The 18,823-nt window shown below is 57.6% G+C and carries 12 protein-coding genes; 3 read left to right on the forward strand and 9 right to left on the reverse strand.

Annotated elements, in window-relative coordinates; all coding sequences use genetic code 11:
* The 7 genes from Q0Z94_RS07610 to Q0Z94_RS07640 form a co-directional block, all read right to left on the reverse strand.
* Positions 1–399, reverse strand: a 399-nt coding sequence (locus Q0Z94_RS07610; RefSeq protein WP_298068417.1) for an NDP-hexose 2,3-dehydratase family protein, incomplete at its 3' end; no start/stop codon positions are given.
* Entirely contained in the window at positions 392–1,876 is a 1,485-nt protein-coding gene (locus Q0Z94_RS07615; RefSeq protein ID WP_298068418.1) for a glycosyltransferase family 61 protein, read from the reverse strand. The genes Q0Z94_RS07615 and Q0Z94_RS07610, both read right to left, overlap by 8 nt.
* A 669-nt stretch (positions 1,877–2,545) precedes the next feature.
* Complete coding sequence (metG, locus tag Q0Z94_RS07620) at positions 2,546–4,528, reverse strand: methionine--tRNA ligase (protein WP_298068419.1); 1,983 nt, start codon at positions 4,526–4,528, stop codon at positions 2,546–2,548.
* Positions 4,529–4,545: 17 nt separating this feature from the next.
* Positions 4,546–5,712, reverse strand: a complete 1,167-nt coding sequence (gene ricT, locus Q0Z94_RS07625) for a regulatory iron-sulfur-containing complex subunit RicT (protein ID WP_298068420.1) — start codon at positions 5,710–5,712, stop codon at positions 4,546–4,548.
* Positions 5,713–6,002: 290 nt separating this feature from the next.
* Positions 6,003–7,502: a DUF4139 domain-containing protein gene (locus Q0Z94_RS07630; RefSeq protein WP_298068421.1), complete on the reverse strand. Its 1,500-nt coding sequence runs from the start codon at positions 7,500–7,502 to the stop codon at positions 6,003–6,005.
* A gap of 8 nt (positions 7,503–7,510) precedes the next feature.
* Positions 7,511–10,414: an excinuclease ABC subunit UvrA gene (gene uvrA, locus Q0Z94_RS07635; protein ID WP_298068422.1), complete on the reverse strand. Its 2,904-nt coding sequence runs from the start codon at positions 10,412–10,414 to the stop codon at positions 7,511–7,513.
* A 1,201-nt stretch (positions 10,415–11,615) separates the two neighbouring features.
* A complete protein-coding gene (locus Q0Z94_RS07640) occupies positions 11,616–12,017 on the reverse strand; it encodes a DnaJ family domain-containing protein (RefSeq protein ID WP_298068423.1) in 402 nt (133 codons plus the stop codon).
* 162 nt (positions 12,018–12,179) lie between these two features.
* Between Q0Z94_RS07640 and ruvA the strand changes: the two genes are divergently transcribed.
* Genes ruvA through thyX form a run of 3 tightly spaced genes read left to right on the forward strand, consistent with a single transcriptional unit; the run spans position 12,180 to position 14,589 of the window.
* Complete coding sequence (gene ruvA / locus Q0Z94_RS07645; RefSeq protein WP_298068424.1) at positions 12,180–12,785, forward strand: Holliday junction branch migration protein RuvA; 606 nt, start codon at positions 12,180–12,182, stop codon at positions 12,783–12,785.
* A complete protein-coding gene (gene ruvB / locus Q0Z94_RS07650; protein ID WP_298068425.1) occupies positions 12,786–13,802 on the forward strand; it encodes a Holliday junction branch migration DNA helicase RuvB in 1,017 nt (338 codons plus the stop codon).
* 49 nt (positions 13,803–13,851) lie between these two features.
* On the forward strand, positions 13,852–14,589 hold the full coding sequence (gene thyX / locus Q0Z94_RS07655) for an FAD-dependent thymidylate synthase (RefSeq protein WP_298068426.1): 738 nt from the start codon (positions 13,852–13,854) through the stop codon (positions 14,587–14,589).
* 270 nt (positions 14,590–14,859) lie between these two features.
* On the opposite strand, the gene Q0Z94_RS07660 is transcribed toward thyX, so the two are convergent.
* Entirely contained in the window at positions 14,860–17,763 is a 2,904-nt protein-coding gene (locus tag Q0Z94_RS07660) for a YidC/Oxa1 family membrane protein insertase (protein ID WP_298068427.1), read from the reverse strand.
* Positions 17,756–18,718, reverse strand: coding sequence for a CDP-glycerol glycerophosphotransferase family protein (locus Q0Z94_RS07665; protein ID WP_298068428.1), 963 nt, complete (start codon positions 18,716–18,718; stop codon positions 17,756–17,758). Before Q0Z94_RS07665 ends, Q0Z94_RS07660 begins: the two co-directional genes overlap by 8 nt.
* Positions 18,719–18,823: the final 105 nt, after the last annotated feature.

Below are 18,823 nucleotides of genomic sequence, written 5' to 3' on the forward strand. Positions count from 1 at the left end.
CAGCATGAAGTTGCTGCGTGTGGCCTGAATGGTGGGCGAGATCTGGACGCAGTTCACGTTCCCAGGCTCGATTTTCGCCTGCATGAGAACGTGCATGACACCGTCAAACTCCCGGCAGAGTATGCCGAGGTAGCCGATCTCGTTCTGCAGAATGATTGGCTGTTCAAGCCCCTTTCCCCGCAGCCCGGCGATGCTGAAGAAACTGCGCTTCTCGTTGCGGATACAGCCTTCGGCGGCATCATAAAACCACGGGGTGCAGCGTTCCAGAGGCACCTTGAGGAGCTCTGCCGAGGTCACAGCGTTGCAGCGCGCAATCCAGGATGACAGCTCCGCGAGCGAGTTCACGCGGCTGTCATCCTGGATCCAGCTTTGTACAAGGGCGCCCAGAGTGTTATTCATGGCCTGTCTGTTCATCCTCAACGGTGTCAGCGAATGCCTTTTTTTTCTGCAGTTGCTTTTCCAGACGGGAAAGCTGTTTTAGATGCTTAACTTGTTTATCATCTATACACATAAGACTATTAATCTTCTCGTTTTCTGCAAAAGATTTTAGGCTCTCATAACGATTTTTAATATAATCGGACAATGCAAGCGTAAATATTTCACGTAATTTGTTATTTTCATCAGTCAAATGTAGCACGTCATTTCTGTCAGAATAAAGAGATCTGTCAATTTTATTTCCTCTAAAAATACTGTTTACATAATCTAAAATGTCAATTAAAGTATAATTATTGAGTGGTAGAAGAGTGTCGCGTGCAAAGTAGCTTGGGGCATCTGCAATTTTCCCCCATAGCTTTACATAGTCATAGAGGATGGGCCTGATATGAAGGTCTTCGGAAACTTCATCAGAGGTATGGGGGATGCCTTCGTGTTCCAGGTATCGTCTCCAGCAGGAAGTGGGGCCTACAAGTTCAGCTCCCATATCTAAGGTCGCAGGCAAAAAATTGAAGTGCACGTCAATAATCTTACAATTTGGAATGATACTTGTTGTTAATAGGGGTGTTATGGGAGTATGTCCAACTGTACGACGTAAAATAACAACTTTGGTCTCTGGTTTGCAAAATTGTGTGAGGAACAGTAAGGTTCCTTCCCAGGCAATGATTTCATCCGCTCCAGCCATGATGGAAAGCTGTTCTTTAAATGGAAGTTGTTCGGGATGAATGATTTCATAGCCGCGTTTTTGGTAGAAATTTTCAAAATATTGTTCATTGAAAGTTATTTCATTGTTACCTCCTATGGGTAAGGCTGAACGTGAAAGATAGACTTTTTTATAGGCTCCAGGTTTGACGCGCTCCCGTATATAATTATATATTTTCTCTGCCCCGACTCTGTGGCTTGAAAATATGTAAAATGTTTGTTCTGGTACAATAATTTTATCAAATTGTGTAGGATGTTCAATGATTTCTATTTTGTCTTCCGATAATCCTGCAATTTCTAACATGTTAATTGTCAGATTACCCCAAAAGGTATTTTTAAGAAAAACAAATTTATAAGGGGTTTTTGGATGATCTGCAAGATACCAAAGTCTGCTTAAATTACTCGATATCGTAAGCCAGAAACCGCCATATAATATTCCACCGAAGATGACAGTTTCATGGCGAACTTGAACTGGTTCAGAAGGTTTATATGATCGGGAACAGCAGAGATATCCGTTTGGATCAGGATAATTCAAGTAGTGACCGGCGACAAATTTAAATTTTCTATCACAGACACCGCCCTCAACCATCATGTTATAATCTTTATATTTTCTAAGCGGCAACACTATACCGTTATCAACTTCGACAACCGAGGGGGCTTCCCGCTTATAATTTTTGCTGAAGAGATCTTTCCATTTTTCCTCGTCGTATACAAAGAGCCTGTTCTCAATGTCGAAACTCATTCCTTTCTCCATGGTGTGTGCGCGGTTTTCGCTGTAGGCAGGGCATTTGCCGCTGGTGCAGCAAAGCGGGAAAATCCAATGTTGTCAGCCAGTTGAAAGTTGGACTGCCGTGAACTTTACAGCATGGATTCATTGACAGATATACTGTTGATGAATCCGGAATAGTAATACTGTCTTTCCTAACTTTTGACAAGTCCCCATCAGAACGAAAATTCTCCCTGAACGCTCTTCAAAATCCGAGTGCGATTTCTATCTCTTGGTAATTTTTTGAATTTTTTGCTGCGAGAGGAGGAAAATCCCCCTCGCAGCTTCCTTTTCTCCCTGATTTTCCGAGGTATCCTCAGTCCTTTCGGAGCTTGGATTCGTTAACCGTATATCTGTCAGCAAAGATTATTGAGGATAGTGCTTTGGGCGTTTCTGTTCGTTCAGCAGCCAGGCTTTGTGCATTTTGCCTTTCCCTTCCTTAGACCGCCGGAGGCGCGATCCCGACTACCACGCTTCGGCGGCGTGACCATGTTTGCCGGCAGAGCCAGACAAACACGCCTGTTTCCCGCCTCCCTGCCTCCCTTCCCCGCCCCCGCCTTTAAACGCAAAGAGCCGGAACCTCCTCCCATGCGGGAGAGAGTCCGGCTCTTTGAGTGCTTTTTTAGTGTTGGGAGTCCGCCGTCCTCAGGCCACGGGCGCGCCGTTGGGAGCGTTGACGGTGAGGAGATCGAGCTTGCCGTCTGCCTCAGCGGTGAGGATCATGCCCTGGGATTCCAGTCCGCGCAGGGGGCGGGGCGGCAGGTTGGCCACCACCACGACCTTGCGCCCCACCAGGTCTTCAGGCCTGAAGAAGGCGGCGATGCCGGAGACGATCTGGCGGGGCTGGGGTTCGCCGAGGTCCACGTCGAAGCGCAGGAGCCGGTCGGCGGAGGGGTGCTTTTCTGCGGCGAGGATGGTTCCCACGCGCAGATCAAGCTTCTGGAAGTCGGCTAATTCGATGGCCGCTTTGGGGGCTTCCTGTCCGGATTTCTTCTGTTCAGATTTTGTCTGCTCCGCTTTGTTCTGTGCGGGCTTTTTTTCCTTTTTCGGCTTTGCGGCTTCGGGCGCTTCTTCCTTGGGCAGTTCGAGGCGGGGGAAGAGGTTGGAGGCCGGGGCGGTGTCCGCTCCGGTGCGCAGGTGGGCGCGATACTTCAGGAGGTCATTCAGGGCGGCTTCCGAGAACGCGCCCAGCGGACGTCCGAGCTGGCTTTGCAGGGTGGCCGAGGCCGTGGGCATGATGGGCCAGAGCAGATAGGCCACCTTGTACATGTTTTCCAGCAGTGTGCGGAGCACGCAGCCCAGGCGTTCGGTCTGTCCGGCCTTGGCGAGGGTCCAGGGCGCCTGTTCGTCCACATACTTGTTCATGGCGCGAATGGGCGTCCACAGGGCATCGAGAGCCTGGGAGAAGCGCATGTCGCCGAAGAGCTGGACGTAGTTTGCGGCGGAGGCGTCGGTGAGTTCGCAGAGTGCGTCATCGGCTTCGGAGGGATCGCCCAGCGGCGGGATCTTGCTCTGGAAGTACTTGGCGTTCATGGAGAGGACGCGGCTGAACAGGTTGCCGAGGTCGTTGGCAAGGTCGGCGTTGATGCGGGTGGTGATGGCCTCCGCGGAGTAGGAGGCGTCGGAACCGAAGTTCATCTCGCGCAGCAGGAAGTAGCGGAAGGCGTCCAGCCCGAAGTGTTCCGCGGCCCTGAGGGGATCCACCACGTTGCCGAGGGACTTGGACATCTTGGTGTCGCGGACGAGCCAGTAGCCGTGGACGTTGAGATGGCGGTACAGGGGCAGATCGGCGGCCATGAGCATGGTGGGCCAGAAGATGCCGTGGGGTTTGAGGATGTCCTTGGCAACGAGATGTTCGCCGGGCCAGTACTTCTGATAAAGGCTTCCCGCATCGCCTTCGCCCTCGGGCCAGCCCAGGGCGGTGATGTAGTTGGACAGGGCATCGAACCAGACGTAGCTGACATAGTCCTTGTCAAACGGCAGTTCTATGCCCCAGGTCAGGCGGGACTTGGGCCGCGAAATGCACAGGTCTTCGAGAACGCCGCCTTCGAGCATGGCGAGAGCCTCGCTGCGGTAGCGTTCGGGGCGGATGAAGTCGGGGTTGTCCAGGATGTACTGGCGGAGTTTGTCCTGATATTTCGACATCTTGAAGAAGTAGTTCTTCTCGCTGATGTATTCGGGCCTGGTCAGGTGCTGGGGGCAGAGCCCGTCCACGAGTTCCTTTTCCGTGTAGAAGCGTTCGCAGCCGTAGCAGTAATGGCCGCCGTACTCGCTGAAGTAGATGTCACCCTTGTCGTAGAGGCGCTGGAGCAAAGCCTGCACCGCCTTCTTGTGGGTTGGATCGGTGGTTCGGATGAAGCCGTCGGCCTCGATGCCGAGCTGGGGCCAGAGTTCGCGGAAGGCGCCGGAAATGTTGTCCGTAAAGGCCTGCGGGGTCATGCCGGCGGCGGCCGCGGCCTTGACGATCTTGTCGCCGTGCTCATCGGTGCCGGTCTGCATACGGGCGTCCTCGCCCAGCATGGTGTGGAAGCGCTTGAGGGTGTCGGCCACGATGGTGGAATAGGCGTGCCCCAGATGCGGGCGCGCGTTGACGTAGTAAATGGGTGTGGTGATGTAGTAGGTTTTCACAGGTTGACTCCTGGGATTCAGGCTTTTATCTGCCGTCCGCGCCGGCGATGGGATGATTCCGGGCGCTGTTCGGATGGCTGGGCTTCGGGATCAGCCTGGGAAGCGGGAACTTCTGCAGGCTTGTTTTCAGGCCCGTTTTCAGGTTCGGTGTCTGGCTCGACTGCACCATCCAGGGCGGCAAGGTCCTCATCGAGAGTTTCAGGTGTGGCCGAAATGACCATGAGCGGCGCGGGTTTGGGCTTGGCTTCGCGGTTGACGGCAGGGCCGGGGGTCTCGGCACGGGTGGGCTTGAGCACCTGCCACTCGTCGAGGGTGAGTTCCCGTTCCTGGCCTCCTGTGGGCAGGACGACCACGGCATTGCGGAACATGTTGCCGCGCAGCACGCGCATGGGGCCTTCCGTGGTCTGATAGGTCTTGCCGAGGCGCGGGCAGGAGCGATGGAAGGCGTCGTAATTTTCCTGTTCGTAGCTCAGGCAGCAGAGCAGGCGGCCGCAGATGCCGGAAATCTTGGTCGGGTTGAGGAAGAGGTTCTGCTCCTTGGCCATCTTGATGGTCACGGGCGCGAACTTGCGCAGGTAACGGCGGCAGCAGCAGACCATGCCGCAGTTGCCCAGGGCGCCGAGCATCTGGGTTTCGTGGCGGACGCCGATCTGCCGGAGTTCGATGCGCATGCGGTACTGGCGGACGAGGTCCTTGACCAGCTCGCGGAAGTCAATGCGCGTGGGCGCGGTGAAGAAGAAGATCATCTTGCTCCGGTCGAAGAGCGTTTCCACGTCCACCAGCTTCATGTCAAGCTCGCGGGTGCTGATGCGCTCCTGACAGAAGACGCGCGCTTCACTCGCCAGACGGAGATTTTCATCGTCCGCGGCTTCTTCTTCCGGTGTGGCAGGTCGGGCCGCAGGCAGTTCTTCCGTCTCGTGCGGCTCCGGGCCGGCCTCTTCGCTTTCCTGCGCGCCGAGTCTGGAGCTGAGGCGCAGGGCTGCGTTGGCTTCCCGCAGGGCCTGTTCCATGTCCTCCTGCCAGGGGCGCTGCCAGACCACGCGGCCGCAGCACAGGCCGCGGTCGGTCATGGCCATGGCGCGGCTGCCCACGGCCAGGGGCGCGGACTGTTCCTCGTCGTATTCGTAGAGGCAGGCCAGCATCTGCCCATGAGCACTGAAACGTATGCCGATAGTCTGTTTCATCAAAAGTTTCTTGGAGGTTTGAAACTTCCCTCTTCAGGGAAAAAGCGTGATGGACAAAACGGCGAAGCCGCTGACATCCTTTTGCCTCTCCTTTCCCGGGAGGGGCGGGCCGCACGGCTTCCTGCTGCCTGCCGCGGGGGCAGCGGGCAGATGGAGCATTGCTGCGGATTGAACCAGGTCTTGTCGCCAAGTCGTTTCGGGCCGGGAGCTATCCGGGAGCCGTCAAAAACCCGTACCCGCCGAACGCAGCACAGCAAGACAGTTTCCGTCATATCACCAGCGCTGTCAACTCACTTCCCGGGCGGGAGGATGCGCGGCGAGAGGATGAGGAGGTCTTCCCGGATCACGGCGTGTCCCTGGGCGGGCAGGGTACGTTCCCAGACGTAGGCGTTGTGCTCCTCATCGAGGACGGGCGCGGGCTGCGAGCGTTCCTGAACGCGGACGGCTGTGTCGCGGTGCAGGGGCGCAGGCTCTTCTACGCGCACCTGCACGGGGCGGCTGTGGCCGTTCGCAAGGGCGATGTTCCAGCGCAGGTTGGTCTGTTCCATGTCCTGTTCCGCCGTTTCCGGTCGGGCGGGCAGGGCGTTGTACTGCACCGTGACCAGCGGGTCGCGGCCGAAGGCGAGGGTGGCGTCCGCAGGGGCGAGGGAGAAGGTGTCGCGGCCCACGGGCAGACCATCGAGCAGGAAGACGGCTTCTCCGGCGGGCAGGAAGGGCGCATCGCCGTTCTTGAGCCGGGCCTGTATCCACGCCGCAGGGCTTGCCGCGGGCCGGATGAGGCGCAGGAAGGAAGCAGAAAGTTCGCAGTTCTCCAGCGGGACGGAGAGCGGACAGGCGTCGGTGAGAGTGAGTTCGCCCGCGTCCCAGGTCTTGCCGCCTTGTTCCTCGCGGGCCGGGGCGGATTCCGCGGCGAAGCCGTCCGCTGCAGCCTTTGCCGCGGCGCTGCGTTTCACGGCGGACTGAAGCATGAGCGGCCGCGCCGGAGGCGTGAGAGGCGGCGGCTTCACGCCCGCTGGGGCGTTCATCGAAGCGAGCGTCACCCTTGCGCCGTTCCAGTCACGGCCCGTGTTCTGCCACAGCCGCGCCCGCAGGGACACGCGCACCGTTTCCTGGTCCGGCAGGGCTTCCACCTCATACTGCGGGCTCCAGCCTGCGGCGGGCACAAAGTACGAGGCGCGCACGCTGACCGGGCCGCGGGCCGTGGGGGCAGCCGTCATGTCAGCCGTGAGTTCAAGGGTGCAGCGCAGGGTGTCCCGTTCTCCGCCGAGAGCGGCCAGGCGTTCGTCCAGGGTGCGGAGTTCCGCTTCCAGTGATTTGGCCGTCCGTTCGGAGGCCAGACGCTGCCGGGCCAGGTCTTCCAGACGGGTCTGCCGGACCTGGACGTCCTCGTTGTTTTCCGCCTTTCCTTTCTTAAAGGGCACGGAACTCAGGCTCTGCGTCAAAGCGGAAAGCGCCTCACCGTGCGCCTTTTCCGCGTCCAGACGCGCCGCGAGTTCCTGTCTGCGCGTTTGCAGCGCGGCCAGGGGGCCGGTCTTGCCGCCGTTCACCTTCTCAAGGCGGACGCCGCGCACCGTGCCTTGCGCAAGGGAGAAGCGCAGGCTGGCTTCGTCCAGCGCGGCGGGCAGATTGATGACGGCCTTTCCCCGTTCCGGCGTCAGGGGATATTCTTCGCTGACGAAGGCCCCGGACGGGTAGAGAATCACGGACGTGGGCGCGGCCTGAGCGGGCCGGACAGAGAGGGCCGCGAAGACGGCGAGAACAGGGAGGAGGGCGAGGAGAGGAACGCGCATGAGGGCTCCTAGGCGTTTTTCAGGAAGCGCTGCCGCGTCCTGCGCTCTTCGGCGAGGAAGGCGCCGGTCACGGAGGCGGGGTCGGCCATCAGATCTTCCGGCGTGCCCGCCGCGATGATGTTTCCGCCGTTTTCGCCTCCGCCGGGGCCGAGGTCGATGACATGGTCGGCGGCCATGATGACGTCGGTGTTGTGCTCGATGACCACAACCGTGGCCCCGCGTTCCACCAGACTGTGCAGCACGGCGATGAGCTTGCCCACTTCGTGCATGTGCAGGCCGGTGGTCGGCTCATCGAGGATATACAGCGTGCGCGGCAGGGACTTTTTGCCCAGTTCGCGGGAAATCTTGATGCGCTGTGCTTCGCCGCCGGAAAGGGTGGTGGCGGACTGCCCCAGCCGGATGTAGCCGAGGCCCACGTCTTCCAGCACTCCCAGACGGCGTTCCAGAGCCGGATAGCTGGAGAAGAAGGCCCGCGCCTCGTGGACGGTGAGGTCGAGCACTTCCGAGATGTTCAGATCCTTGTAGCGCACTTCCAGCGTTTCGATGTTGAAGCGGCGGCCCTTGCACACGTCGCAGGTGACGAAGATGTCGGGCAGGAAGTGCATCTCCACGCGGATCTGCCCGTCGCCGCGGCAGGTCTCGCAGCGTCCGCCGGACACGTTGAAGCTGAAGCGGCTGGCCGTGTAGCCGCGCTTTTTGGCATCGGGCGTCATGGCGAAGATCTTGCGGATGTCGTCGAAGATCTTGGTGTAGGTGGCCGGGTTGGAACGCGGAGTGCGGCCGATGGGCGTCTGGTCGATGGACACGATGCGCTCGATTTCCTCAAGGCCGGAAACGCCCTTCATGGGGCCGGGCTGTTCGGCGCGCAGGCCGCAGTGTTTGGCCACGCGGCGGTAGAGCGTGTCAATGACGAGAGAACTCTTGCCGGAGCCGGACACGCCGGTGACGCAGGTGAGCGCGCCCAGGGGGATGGCGCAGTCGATATTTTTGAGGTTGTTGGTGGTCACGCCGAGGAGGGTGAGGAATTTTTGGGCGCGGCGGCGCGTTTCGGGGACGGGCAGGACGAGGTCGCCGCGCAGATACTGCGCCGTGAGCGAATCCGACGCCTGCAGAAGTTCCGGCACGGAGCCGTGGAACACCAGTTCCCCGCCCTGCGCGCCGGAGCCGGGGCCCATTTCCAGCACGGTGTCCGCCTCGCGGATGGTGGCTTCGTCGTGTTCCACCACCAGCACGGTGTTGCCGCGCTTCTGGAGGCTGCGCAGGGTATGGAGCAGACGTTCGTTGTCGCGGGGATGCAGGCCGATGGAGGGTTCGTCCAGAACGTAGGTCACGCCCACCAGCCCGGAGCCGAGCTGCGAGGCCAGGCGGATGCGCTGAGCTTCGCCGCCGGAGAGCGTGAGCATGGAGCGGCCCAGGGTGAGGTATTCCAGCCCCACGCTGACCATGAAGCCCAGGCGGTGGGTGAGTTCCTTGATGAGCGGTTCGGCGATGACGGCGTGCCGCCCAGTGAAGCTGCGGGTCTTGATCCAGTCCAGGGCCTTTTCGATGGACAGGGAGCAGAATTCCTCAATGTTCAGGCCGTCCACGCGCACGGACAGGGCCTCGCCGCGCAGGCGTGTGCCGTGGCAGGTGGGGCAGGGCACTTCGCGGCTGTAGCCGCCCAGGATCTGGCTCCAGGCGTCACCGCGCCGCATGCGCTGTTCTAGGAGGTACATGACGCCGGGCCAGTGCTTTGTGTTCAGGGCCTCCACGCCGTCGTAATTTATGGACGTGCCGCCGAGGTAGTTGCGGCGCAGGCTGCCGGTACGCGTGACGCCGCCCGCTTCCCCGTAGAACAGCGCCTGGCGGGCGCGTGCCGAAAGCTCCTTGAGCGGCGTGTCTAGGGTGAAGCCCTGACGGACGGCCAGAGCCTCCAGCGCCTTACCGATTCTGGCCATGAAGTACGGGGTGGAGAAGGGGGCCAGGGCGCCCTTGCGCAGGGACAAGCTCTCGTCCGGCGCGATGAGTTCTTCGGAAAAGGCCGCCACCGTGCCGATGCCCAGGCACTGCGGGCAGGCCCCCACGGGACTGTTGAAGGAGAAGAGCTGCGGCGAGGGCACGGGCGCGCTCCTGTGGCATTTCGGACACACGGAATCCGTGGAGAACACCGTGTCCGGCTGATCCGGCCGGCTGACCAGGAGCCGTCCCTTGCCGTAGCGCAGGGCCAGTTCCACGGAATCGGCAAGACGGGTGCGCATGTCGTCCTTGATGACCAGCCTGTCCACCACAAGGTCGATGGTGTGCTTCTTGTTCTTGTCCAGCAGGGGCGGGTCATCGAGGTCGCAGATGCGCGGCTCTTCGCCCAGCGTGGCCACGCGCACACGCACAAAGCCGTCGGCCTTCAGCCTCTTGAAGCGATCCGCATGCGTGCCCTTCTGCACTTCCACCAGAGGGGCGAGGAGCAGCACACGCTCGCCCTGCGGCAGGGCCAGTACTGCGGAGACGATTTCGTCCGAAGAGCGGGCCTCGATGGGCGTGCCGCAGTGCGGGCAGTAGACCTTGCCCAGACGGGCAAAGAACACGCGCAGAAAGTCGTAGACCTCCGTCACCGTGCCCACGGTGGAACGCGGGTTGTGCGTGGTGGTCTGCTGCTCCAGGGAAATGGCCGGGGACAGGCCCTCGATCTTGTCCACCAGGGGCTTGTCCATCTTGGGAAGGAACATGCGCGCGTAGGTGGAGAGGGATTCCACATAGCGGCGCTGCCCTTCGGCGTAGACGATGTCAAAAGCCAGCGTGGACTTGCCCGAGCCGGAAGGCCCGCAGATCACCACCAGCTCGTCACGGGGAATGTCCACATCGACGTTTTTCAGATTGTGCTGCCGCGCGCCTTCAATGTGGATGCAGGGGGCGACGTTGTTTATGGGAGCGGTCATGAGCGTCCTTTAGGAATTGAGAAAGGTGTGCGCGAAGAAAGACGCCCTCAAAATATGCCAGGACGGGAGGACTGGCAAGAACGGCCCACGGACGAATTAATTTTTATCAGTATCCGCCGGAGGCACGGCGCGGTAGCGCGTTTGGAGCGACGAAGCCTTCCCAGCTCCGGCGGCGTAACCATGTTCGCAGGCAGAGCCTGACGAACACGTTCGCTGTCTGCTCGCTACAGCTTGCGCGACCTTCCCCGCTCGCTTACCGCAACCATGCGCATCGGGCAAAGCCCGATTGCGCGCGGCAAGCTCGCTATCAGCGGCGCACGCGCCGCGTCGTCCGGCGGATAAGGAAGGAAAGAACCTTGTCTTTCTGTCTGCTGGGGTATAACCTGCCACATGTGGGCATGTCCTCTGAAAGGAGGTGATGCCTATGCTGCACTTTCTCCGGTCAGTTGTGGTCAATACTATTGGCCGCCTGCTGGCTGATTTGATCAAGCGTCTGTTTGATTAAGTGAGTTCGCCCCGGTGAGAGTCTGCAGCTCTCATCGGGGCAGTTACTTTGAGCTTCTTAGCGGAAGCTGAGAACCCGGAGGACTTGCCCCAAGGGGCAGAGGGTGCGTCAACACTCCCTGCCCCTCTGTTATGTGCATTTCTCTGCGGTATGTCAAGAGGAGTTCTCCCCGCCCTGCAGGACTTACCCGCTCCGGCGGCGTAACCATGTTCGCAGGCAAAGCCTGACGAACATGCAACCTCCGCTATCAGCTCGCTGACGCTCGCGCCGTCCGGCAGCTAAGGAAGGAGTTTGCTTACTTGCCTTTCCCTACCTTAGACCGCAGGAGGCACGTGCGGTAGCGCGTTTGGAGCGACGACCCCGTGCCGGCTGGAAAGCCGGCATGGAGGCGGGCGAGGAGCGGACATAAGGACACGCGGAGCACCTCCTTAACCGCCGGAGGCGCGGCGTGTACGCCGCTGATAGCGAGCAGGCCGCGCACAATCGGGCTTCGCCCGTTGTGCCTCTTTGCGGCCAGCGAGCGGGATGGCCGGCAGCGAAGCTGCACGAGGCGCGGTCCCGTCAGACGCGGCTAGAGGGTGTCTTTCGCCGAACTGGAAGTTCGGCTGCCTTTAAGCATTTTTCCGACAGGAAAAACAAGATGTCTTTTTGCCTTTTCCGCCTTTCCTGCCTTTTCTTCCCCCTCTCCGGCGGCCTTCAGTGTCCGGGCTTTTTCAGCAGGGAAACCCGCCGCGTCACCCGCTCGTAGTAGGGATCGTGTTCGTCCAGCGCCACGGGGCGGGAGCGGCGGCTGTTCATGCGCAGGATGAGCACATCGAGCTTGCGCATCTGGCGCAGTTTCTCGGCTTCGTCCTCGCAGGCTTCAAGCATGTCCAGTAGGCTGTCAATCTCCTTGCGCTCCGCGATTTCCGGCGGGACGTAGCCAGCGTTTTTCAACACCTTGAAGGCCATGCGCAGTTCCGGGGGGATACGGCTGTCGTCTTCAAGCTGGAGGGGACGCCCGCGGCCCGGCAGATCGTCGAAGGCGCCTTCCTCCGCGGCCTGCGCGATACGCTTTTCGGCCAGCCCGGCCATGAAGTGGAGAAGGTCTTCCCCCATGTCCCCTCCTGTTTTCGCAAAGAGCGCCATCCTCGACTGAGCATGTCCACTCTTGCGGAGAAGCGCAGATGATGTTAATGGGTTGGAAGAAAATGTGCAACCCGCCGCGGCTGCACGCTTCCGGTATCGCTGCGCGGGGCGGAAGAAGCCTGAGGAGACGTCATGCTTGCCTATATCGAAGGCCGCGTTCTCGAACGCACCGAAAACAGCTGCCTGCTGGTCACGGCCGGCGGCGTCGGCTACGAAGTGTTCCTGCCGGAATACGCCCTTGCCGCGCTGCCGCCGCAGGGTGGGACAGCCGCCTTCTACACCAGTCTCATCGTGCGCGAGGACGCGCAGGAACTGTTCGGCTTCTCCTCCTGGGAAGAGCGGCAGACCTTCGGCCTGCTCCTCGGCATCAACCGTGTGGGGGCGCGCACGGCGCTTGCCATTCTCTCCCTGTACCGGCCGGACGATTTGCCGCGCATCGTGGCAGAGGACGATACCACGGCGCTTACCCGCGTCCCCGGCATCGGCAGGAAGACGGCACAGCAGATCTTCCTTGAACTTCAGTACAAGCTGAAATCCTCAGGTGCGCCTGTCCCATCCCAGGTTTCCGTGTCTGCCCCCTCCGTGTACCGCGATGCGCTCACCGGACTCACCAACCTGGGATACGATGAAGACAGCGCCTCGGGAGCGCTCCGGGAGGCCCTTGCCGCGGAGCCGGATCTCGGCGTGGGCGAGGCTCTGCGCAAGGCCCTCAGACTGCTGGCCAAGGGGAAGCTCTAAATGGCGGAATTTGCACCGAAGACTCTGCTGCCGGACAGCGCCGACGAGAGCATACGCCCCCGCCTGCTCGATGACTTCATCGGTCAGGAGGAGCTGCGCGCCAATCTCCGCGTCTATCTGGACGCGGCCAGGGAGCGCGGGCAGGCCATGGACCATGTGCTGTTCTACGGCAACCCCGGTCTGGGCAAGACCACGCTGGCGCGGATCATGGCCTCGGAACTCGGCGTGAACCTCGTCACCACCTCCGGGCCGGTTCTGGAGCGCAGCGGCGATCTTGCCGCCATCCTGACCAATCTTTCGCGGCACGACATCCTTTTTGTGGACGAGATACACCGTATGCCCACCAACGTGGAGGAAGTGCTTTATCCGGCCATGGAGGACTTCACGCTGGATCTCATCATCGGGCAGGGTCCGGCGGCCCGCACCGTGAAGCTGGATCTCGAGCCGTTCACCCTCGTGGGCGCGACCACGCGCCTGGGTCTGCTGTCCTCGCCCCTGCGCGACCGCTTCGGCATCATCAGCCGCCTGGAATTTTACGCGCCCGAAGAGCTGGCCCGCGTGGTGGAGCGCTCGGCGCGCATTCTCGGCGTGGAGGTCACGGCGGAAGGTGCGCTGGAAATAGGCCGCCGCGCCCGGGGCACGCCGCGCATCGCCAACCGCCTGCTGCGCCGCGTCCGGGACTTTGCCGCTGTCTACGGCAAGGGCGTGGTGGACGGTGTGCAGGCGCGGGAAGCCCTGGCCCGTCTGGACGTGGACGAGGCGGGGCTGGACGAGATGGACCGCAAGATTCTCACCGTGCTCATCGATCACTTCAACGGCGGGCCTGTGGGCGTGAAGACGCTGGCCGTGGCCTGCTCGGAAGAAATACGCACCATCGAGGACATTTACGAGCCGTACCTCATCCAGTGCGGCTTTTTGAACCGCACCCCGCGCGGACGCGTGGCCACGCCCAAGGCCTACCGGCATCTTGACCGACCCTGCGGCGACCTGGGGCAGGGCAGTCTTCTGTCCCGCTGAGCGCGGCCCGACAACGCTTCGCCTGAAGCCAGACACCGAAGGAGCAGACATGGCCGAAACGCAAGCCCGCGTGGAACTTCTGGCCCACACGCCCGAACCGCTGTCCGTCATCTACGCGGCCTTCCGCCAGTGCTACCATGCGGGCGAGGCAGCCGACATGTGGCCGCGCCTGCTCTCGGGCGGTATCAGCCGTGAGAAGCAGGCCGAATTCGTGGCCGGTGTCATGGCGTCGGGCCACGCCAGCCCCATCGAGCATGTGAGCTTCACTTTCGCCATCTCCGGCGTGTCGCGCTCCCTCACCCATCAGCTCGTGCGGCACCGCATCGCCAGCTATTCCCAGCAGAGCCAGCGCTATGTGGACGCCTCAAACGCGGACTACGTCCTGCCGCCCGCCGTGGCCGCCTGCCCGCAGGCGCGGGCGCGCTTCGAGGCGTTCATGCAGGAAGCCGGGAACGCCTACCGCGACATCAAGGCTCTGCTGGAAGAGGCGGACCGCGGGCACTCCGCCGCCGAGGACGCGCGCTTTGTCCTGCCGAACGCCACGGCCAGCAATATCGTGGTGACCATGAACTGCCGCACGCTCATCAACTTTTTTGAAGCGCGCTGCTGTACCCGCGCCCAGTGGGAGATACGCGGCGTGGCGCATGAGATGCTGAAGCTCTGCCGCAAGGTTCTGCCGGAAGTCTTTGCCAGGGCCGGGGCTCGCTGCGAACGCCTGGGCTATTGCCCGGAAGGGGCGAAGTTCACCTGCGGCAGGTATCCGCTGCCTAGGCAGGGTGAACGGTAGCGAGCAGAGAGCGGAGGCAGCGTGTTCGTCAGGCTCTGCCTGCAAACATGGTCACGCCGCCGGAGCTGGGTAAGTCGGGATCGCACCTCGTGCAGCTTCGCTGCCCTCGGTCGCGCTCCGCGTGACCTTTCTTCCACTCCTTGTCCGCCTCCATGCCGGCTTTCCAGCCGGCGCGGGGTCGTCGCTCCAAACGCACTACCGCACACGCCTCCGGCGGTCTTTTGTAAGCCGACATGGAGAGCCACCTATTTTTCGTTGTCGAGGGCAGAGCTATTTTATCCGAACCCAGTTTTCCCGCTTCAGCTTGGGGCCCGTAATTTTATGAAGTTTGGTCACATTATAATAGTTTTTGGGATGTCGATTGCGATTCCAACTGATACCGCACGCGTGATATCGGATACGATGCGCGTCAGGCGAAGCTGTATAGGTTCTGCCAGCAGCCACGGCCTCAGCAATCTTTCGCACGTCCGTTGTTGACATCAGCGCATCAGAAACCTGAAGTTCGCCATGGGATTGAAGAGGTTTTACCATGAGTAATGCACATGGACTGGCAGGAAAAAAACTAAATTTCGGATTAGGAGTACCGAAGGCTGCCGCTAATGTTTGACTATCTCCATCGTCATGGTCAGAAACAACGATAATACAGGTATTATCATAGACACCTTCACGTTTTAACCATTCAAAATATATTGATAAAAGTTTAAGCGTTGCTTGTTCCGCATAATAATGCTCTGGAATGACTCCATCGAGCCTTTCAGCGTACTTTTTCGTTTCAGGACAAGGATCTCCTTTCATAGGAGTCAAGGTCTCGGGATTGATAACCCATGGTGAATGCGCAAGTAAACTCGTGAAGAAAATGTAATGGCTATTTTTACTATTTGTATCCGTAATATCCGGCAATTTTTTCATTGTATAGTATTGATGTTCTCCTCCAACGAGTCTACTCGTCCGCTTCTTAACTGAGATATTCCATGAGCCATCTTTGTAAATCAAATGTCGGCTTGACCAAGGGAGAGCTTCAAATAAGCCGAAAAGCATGGAGAAAACTCCATTGTAGACATCTGCACTTTTATCACTGCTATAGGGATATAGTTTTAGACTGATATCAGACTCAACATAATTTTGCTTGCTTATAAAATTTATTTCTGATGAAGCTACAATTTTTGTAGAAAAATTCTTTTTATGGAGATATTCAAAAAATACTCGGATTTCTTTGTCAACTTTTTCTTCCAAGCTTTTGCCATCATCAGTTACTAAATTATATGCGGCAATATTTTCTCCACCTATTAAAGAAGGAAGACTCATACTTGTACAGTTTGCTGCAGAAATAGTATCAGGATACCATGTAAATCCATCGAATCCAAATAGAATTTCAGGGCGTTCTTTCAATATCTTATACATATGGTCGCCGGTAAACGAGTCAATCATTATTACTAAAATATTATTCTTTTCTTTGCTTAAATGAATATATTTGCTTTTTAATTGTGTATCATTTTGTTGCCCGTCAAAATCAAATAATATCTTGCCGTATGATATTCCTGAAAAGCAAACCGCACCAACAATTGAAATGCTAATTATAGTATTTAGTATTTTTTTATTATATAAAATAAGTATAATTTGGGCAATTATAAGTGAGGAAATAACAATAATATCTATTATAATATATGATATATTAAATATTTTATCGCTGTATTCAAAAATTAAATTCTTTAAAACGCCATAATCCTTGATGAGGAAAAATGTGTATGTGACACAAATGATAGCTATAATTGAATAGATATATCCTAAAATTATTTTTATGATCCTAGGCGCTATTTTCCATACAATATAAGGCAGCACAATGGTCAAGATAAAGCCACCAGTGAGCATGGCAAACACAATACTGTTCTGGAAAGCTTCATCAGCCACGATGATTCTTGACGGAGAATAAACAAAAATGCAAAAGGCTATGAGAAGCAGCGATTTCAGCACCAGGCTGCGATGGAAGAATACGTTGGACTGGTTCACCCATAAAGAGGCCCGAACGACAAGGGCATTCGTGCCAATTCTTTTTGCAAACGAAGAAATCCAGCCGGCCACAACATCGTAATAGAGCCCGCAGACAGAAAGAATCCCTAGTCCTCCGAGGTGCAGTGCAATTTTTTTACTGCTTTTCTGTGAAAAGCCATACTTTGCATACAGATAGGTCAGAACGACAGCTCCGAGTATCCCGACAAGGGCCGGGAGCAGGGCGATTTTCCTGAGGGCCAGGTGTTCTTTGGCGAAATAACCAAGAACAAGGACAAGGATTGCCGCGCCAAAAAGCATCGCGCTCATGACAAAGGAATAGTCAGGATGATGCCGCAGGGCGCCGCGCCAAAACAGGAAAAAGCCTATGGCTAGCAAGATGAAGGCTGCGTGCAGGATATCAAGCCGGGCGTTTTTCAGCTTTTCAGGCATACGGCTGAGAGCAGACGTCATGGGCGCATACCATTTTTTTTCAGAACCATTCTTGCCTTCCTGCCCGTGCCCGAATATCCCCAGTCTTTCATAAACGATGTTTTTGAGGAGTGCGAAGATATTGTTCCACGTCCAGTAGAAGAGCAGTCCCGCTGCAGAAGAATAAAGCAGGACGAGAAAGACAGCCGCTAAGCCATACGCCTGTATCTTGTCGCGGCGGGATAGCCGTGTCGTATAGATTTGGGCGGAAAACAGGTTGATGGCCGTCATGAGGAAAGGCAGTACGTTCAGTCCGAAGCACAGCGCATCTGGCTTGCCGAGATCAGCGATGGGACCGAGACTCACCCCCTGCATGGGGGCATAATTGTTCAGCAGATGAAAAGCGGCAAAAAAGAAGGGTATCTGGATGAGAACTCCCACACTGGTACGAACGGCCATGATGGGATGATAGTGATGCTGGCGGTACAGTTCCTGCATAAGCAAGAAACGCTCTTTGCCGCGGAACACCTTTTTTATCCGCGCTGTCTGCCATGCCATCCGATTCTGCACAGCTCGTTCTGCATCCTGCCATACTTCCGCAACATGATACAGTGGAAGGACAAGAATATTGACGGCAAGGCTGACTAAAATAAGTCCTGCCCCATACGATCCAGTCTGCGCATACCCCCATTCCAGGATGGTCTGCATGATCCATTCCAATGGAAATATAAAAACAAGATAGAGATATTCAAGCATGGTTGTTTCCCTTATTCTTCTCTTTCAGACTGTTTCGGATGGCGATGAGCTGATCGGCGATGACTGGTCCAGCCTTGCCGAAGTTATACACATTGTTATCGCGCTCAATGAGGATCTGTTCTTTCAGTTCCTTATCGTTGTGCAGTTCTTCAACAATTTCGGCAATATTGGGAATGTCATCCAATGTCAGCTTCCGTCCCAGACGTTTATGCGCCTGAAGTGCCCAAGGTGTCTCTCCGAGGTCGTAGGCGTCATAGGGAGAGAGATCCGGGGTGAAGTCCATCGTAAGAACAGGACGTTCCATAACATAGGCAAAATCGAAAATGATGCTTGAGTAGTCGGAAATAAGAATATCCGCACTGCTCATGGCCTCGAAGCCGTTGGAAGATTTGTCCCAAACGAGATTCGGCCACGCACTCAGTTCGTGTTCGAGAGATTCAAGAAGCTCTGACTCTACCATCCGGCTCTGAGGGTGAGGCCGAACCACCACCTGATAGCCTGCCTCTGCAAGAGGCTTGAGCAGGCTTTGACCGTATCGTGAGAGCAATCCGCTTGATCCCCATGTAGGAGCCACAAGAATGCGGATACCGTCTTCTCTCTCTCCATGTTGCTCCTTTCCAAGATTCCGTTTCTGCTCCATAAACACATCGAAGTAGGGGCAGCCGGAATGCAATATCTGTTTGGGTTTAATCCCACGCAGTTTTTCAAGTTTACGGATGGGGCCTTCCTGCTGCGGACCTGGAGAGAAAAAACTATCGTAGTGATCCAACCCGAAAAGACGATAGAGGATACCAGAACCTGCGGCATGGACGATATGCGCATAATGCCTTACGCCGCGGGAGCGCTTGATTTGCAGAACATCCAGGCCGGGTGTCGTCATGATGCAGACATCAGCTTCCAGCATATTGAGGACGGCAAACGCCTTATCGCCCTTGCCGATATACCGTGCAGTCACGCCAGGAAACCCGCAGGAAAGCCCCGGGTCTGGTCTGCCCCCTGTCAAGTAGACATCTAAAAAGCCCCTGTGGCATTGATTCTAAGCGGTCAGCTTTTCCCGATA

The sequence above is a fragment of the uncultured Mailhella sp. genome (assembly GCF_947631555.1).
Lineage (GTDB): Bacteria > Desulfobacterota > Desulfovibrionia > Desulfovibrionales > Desulfovibrionaceae > Mailhella.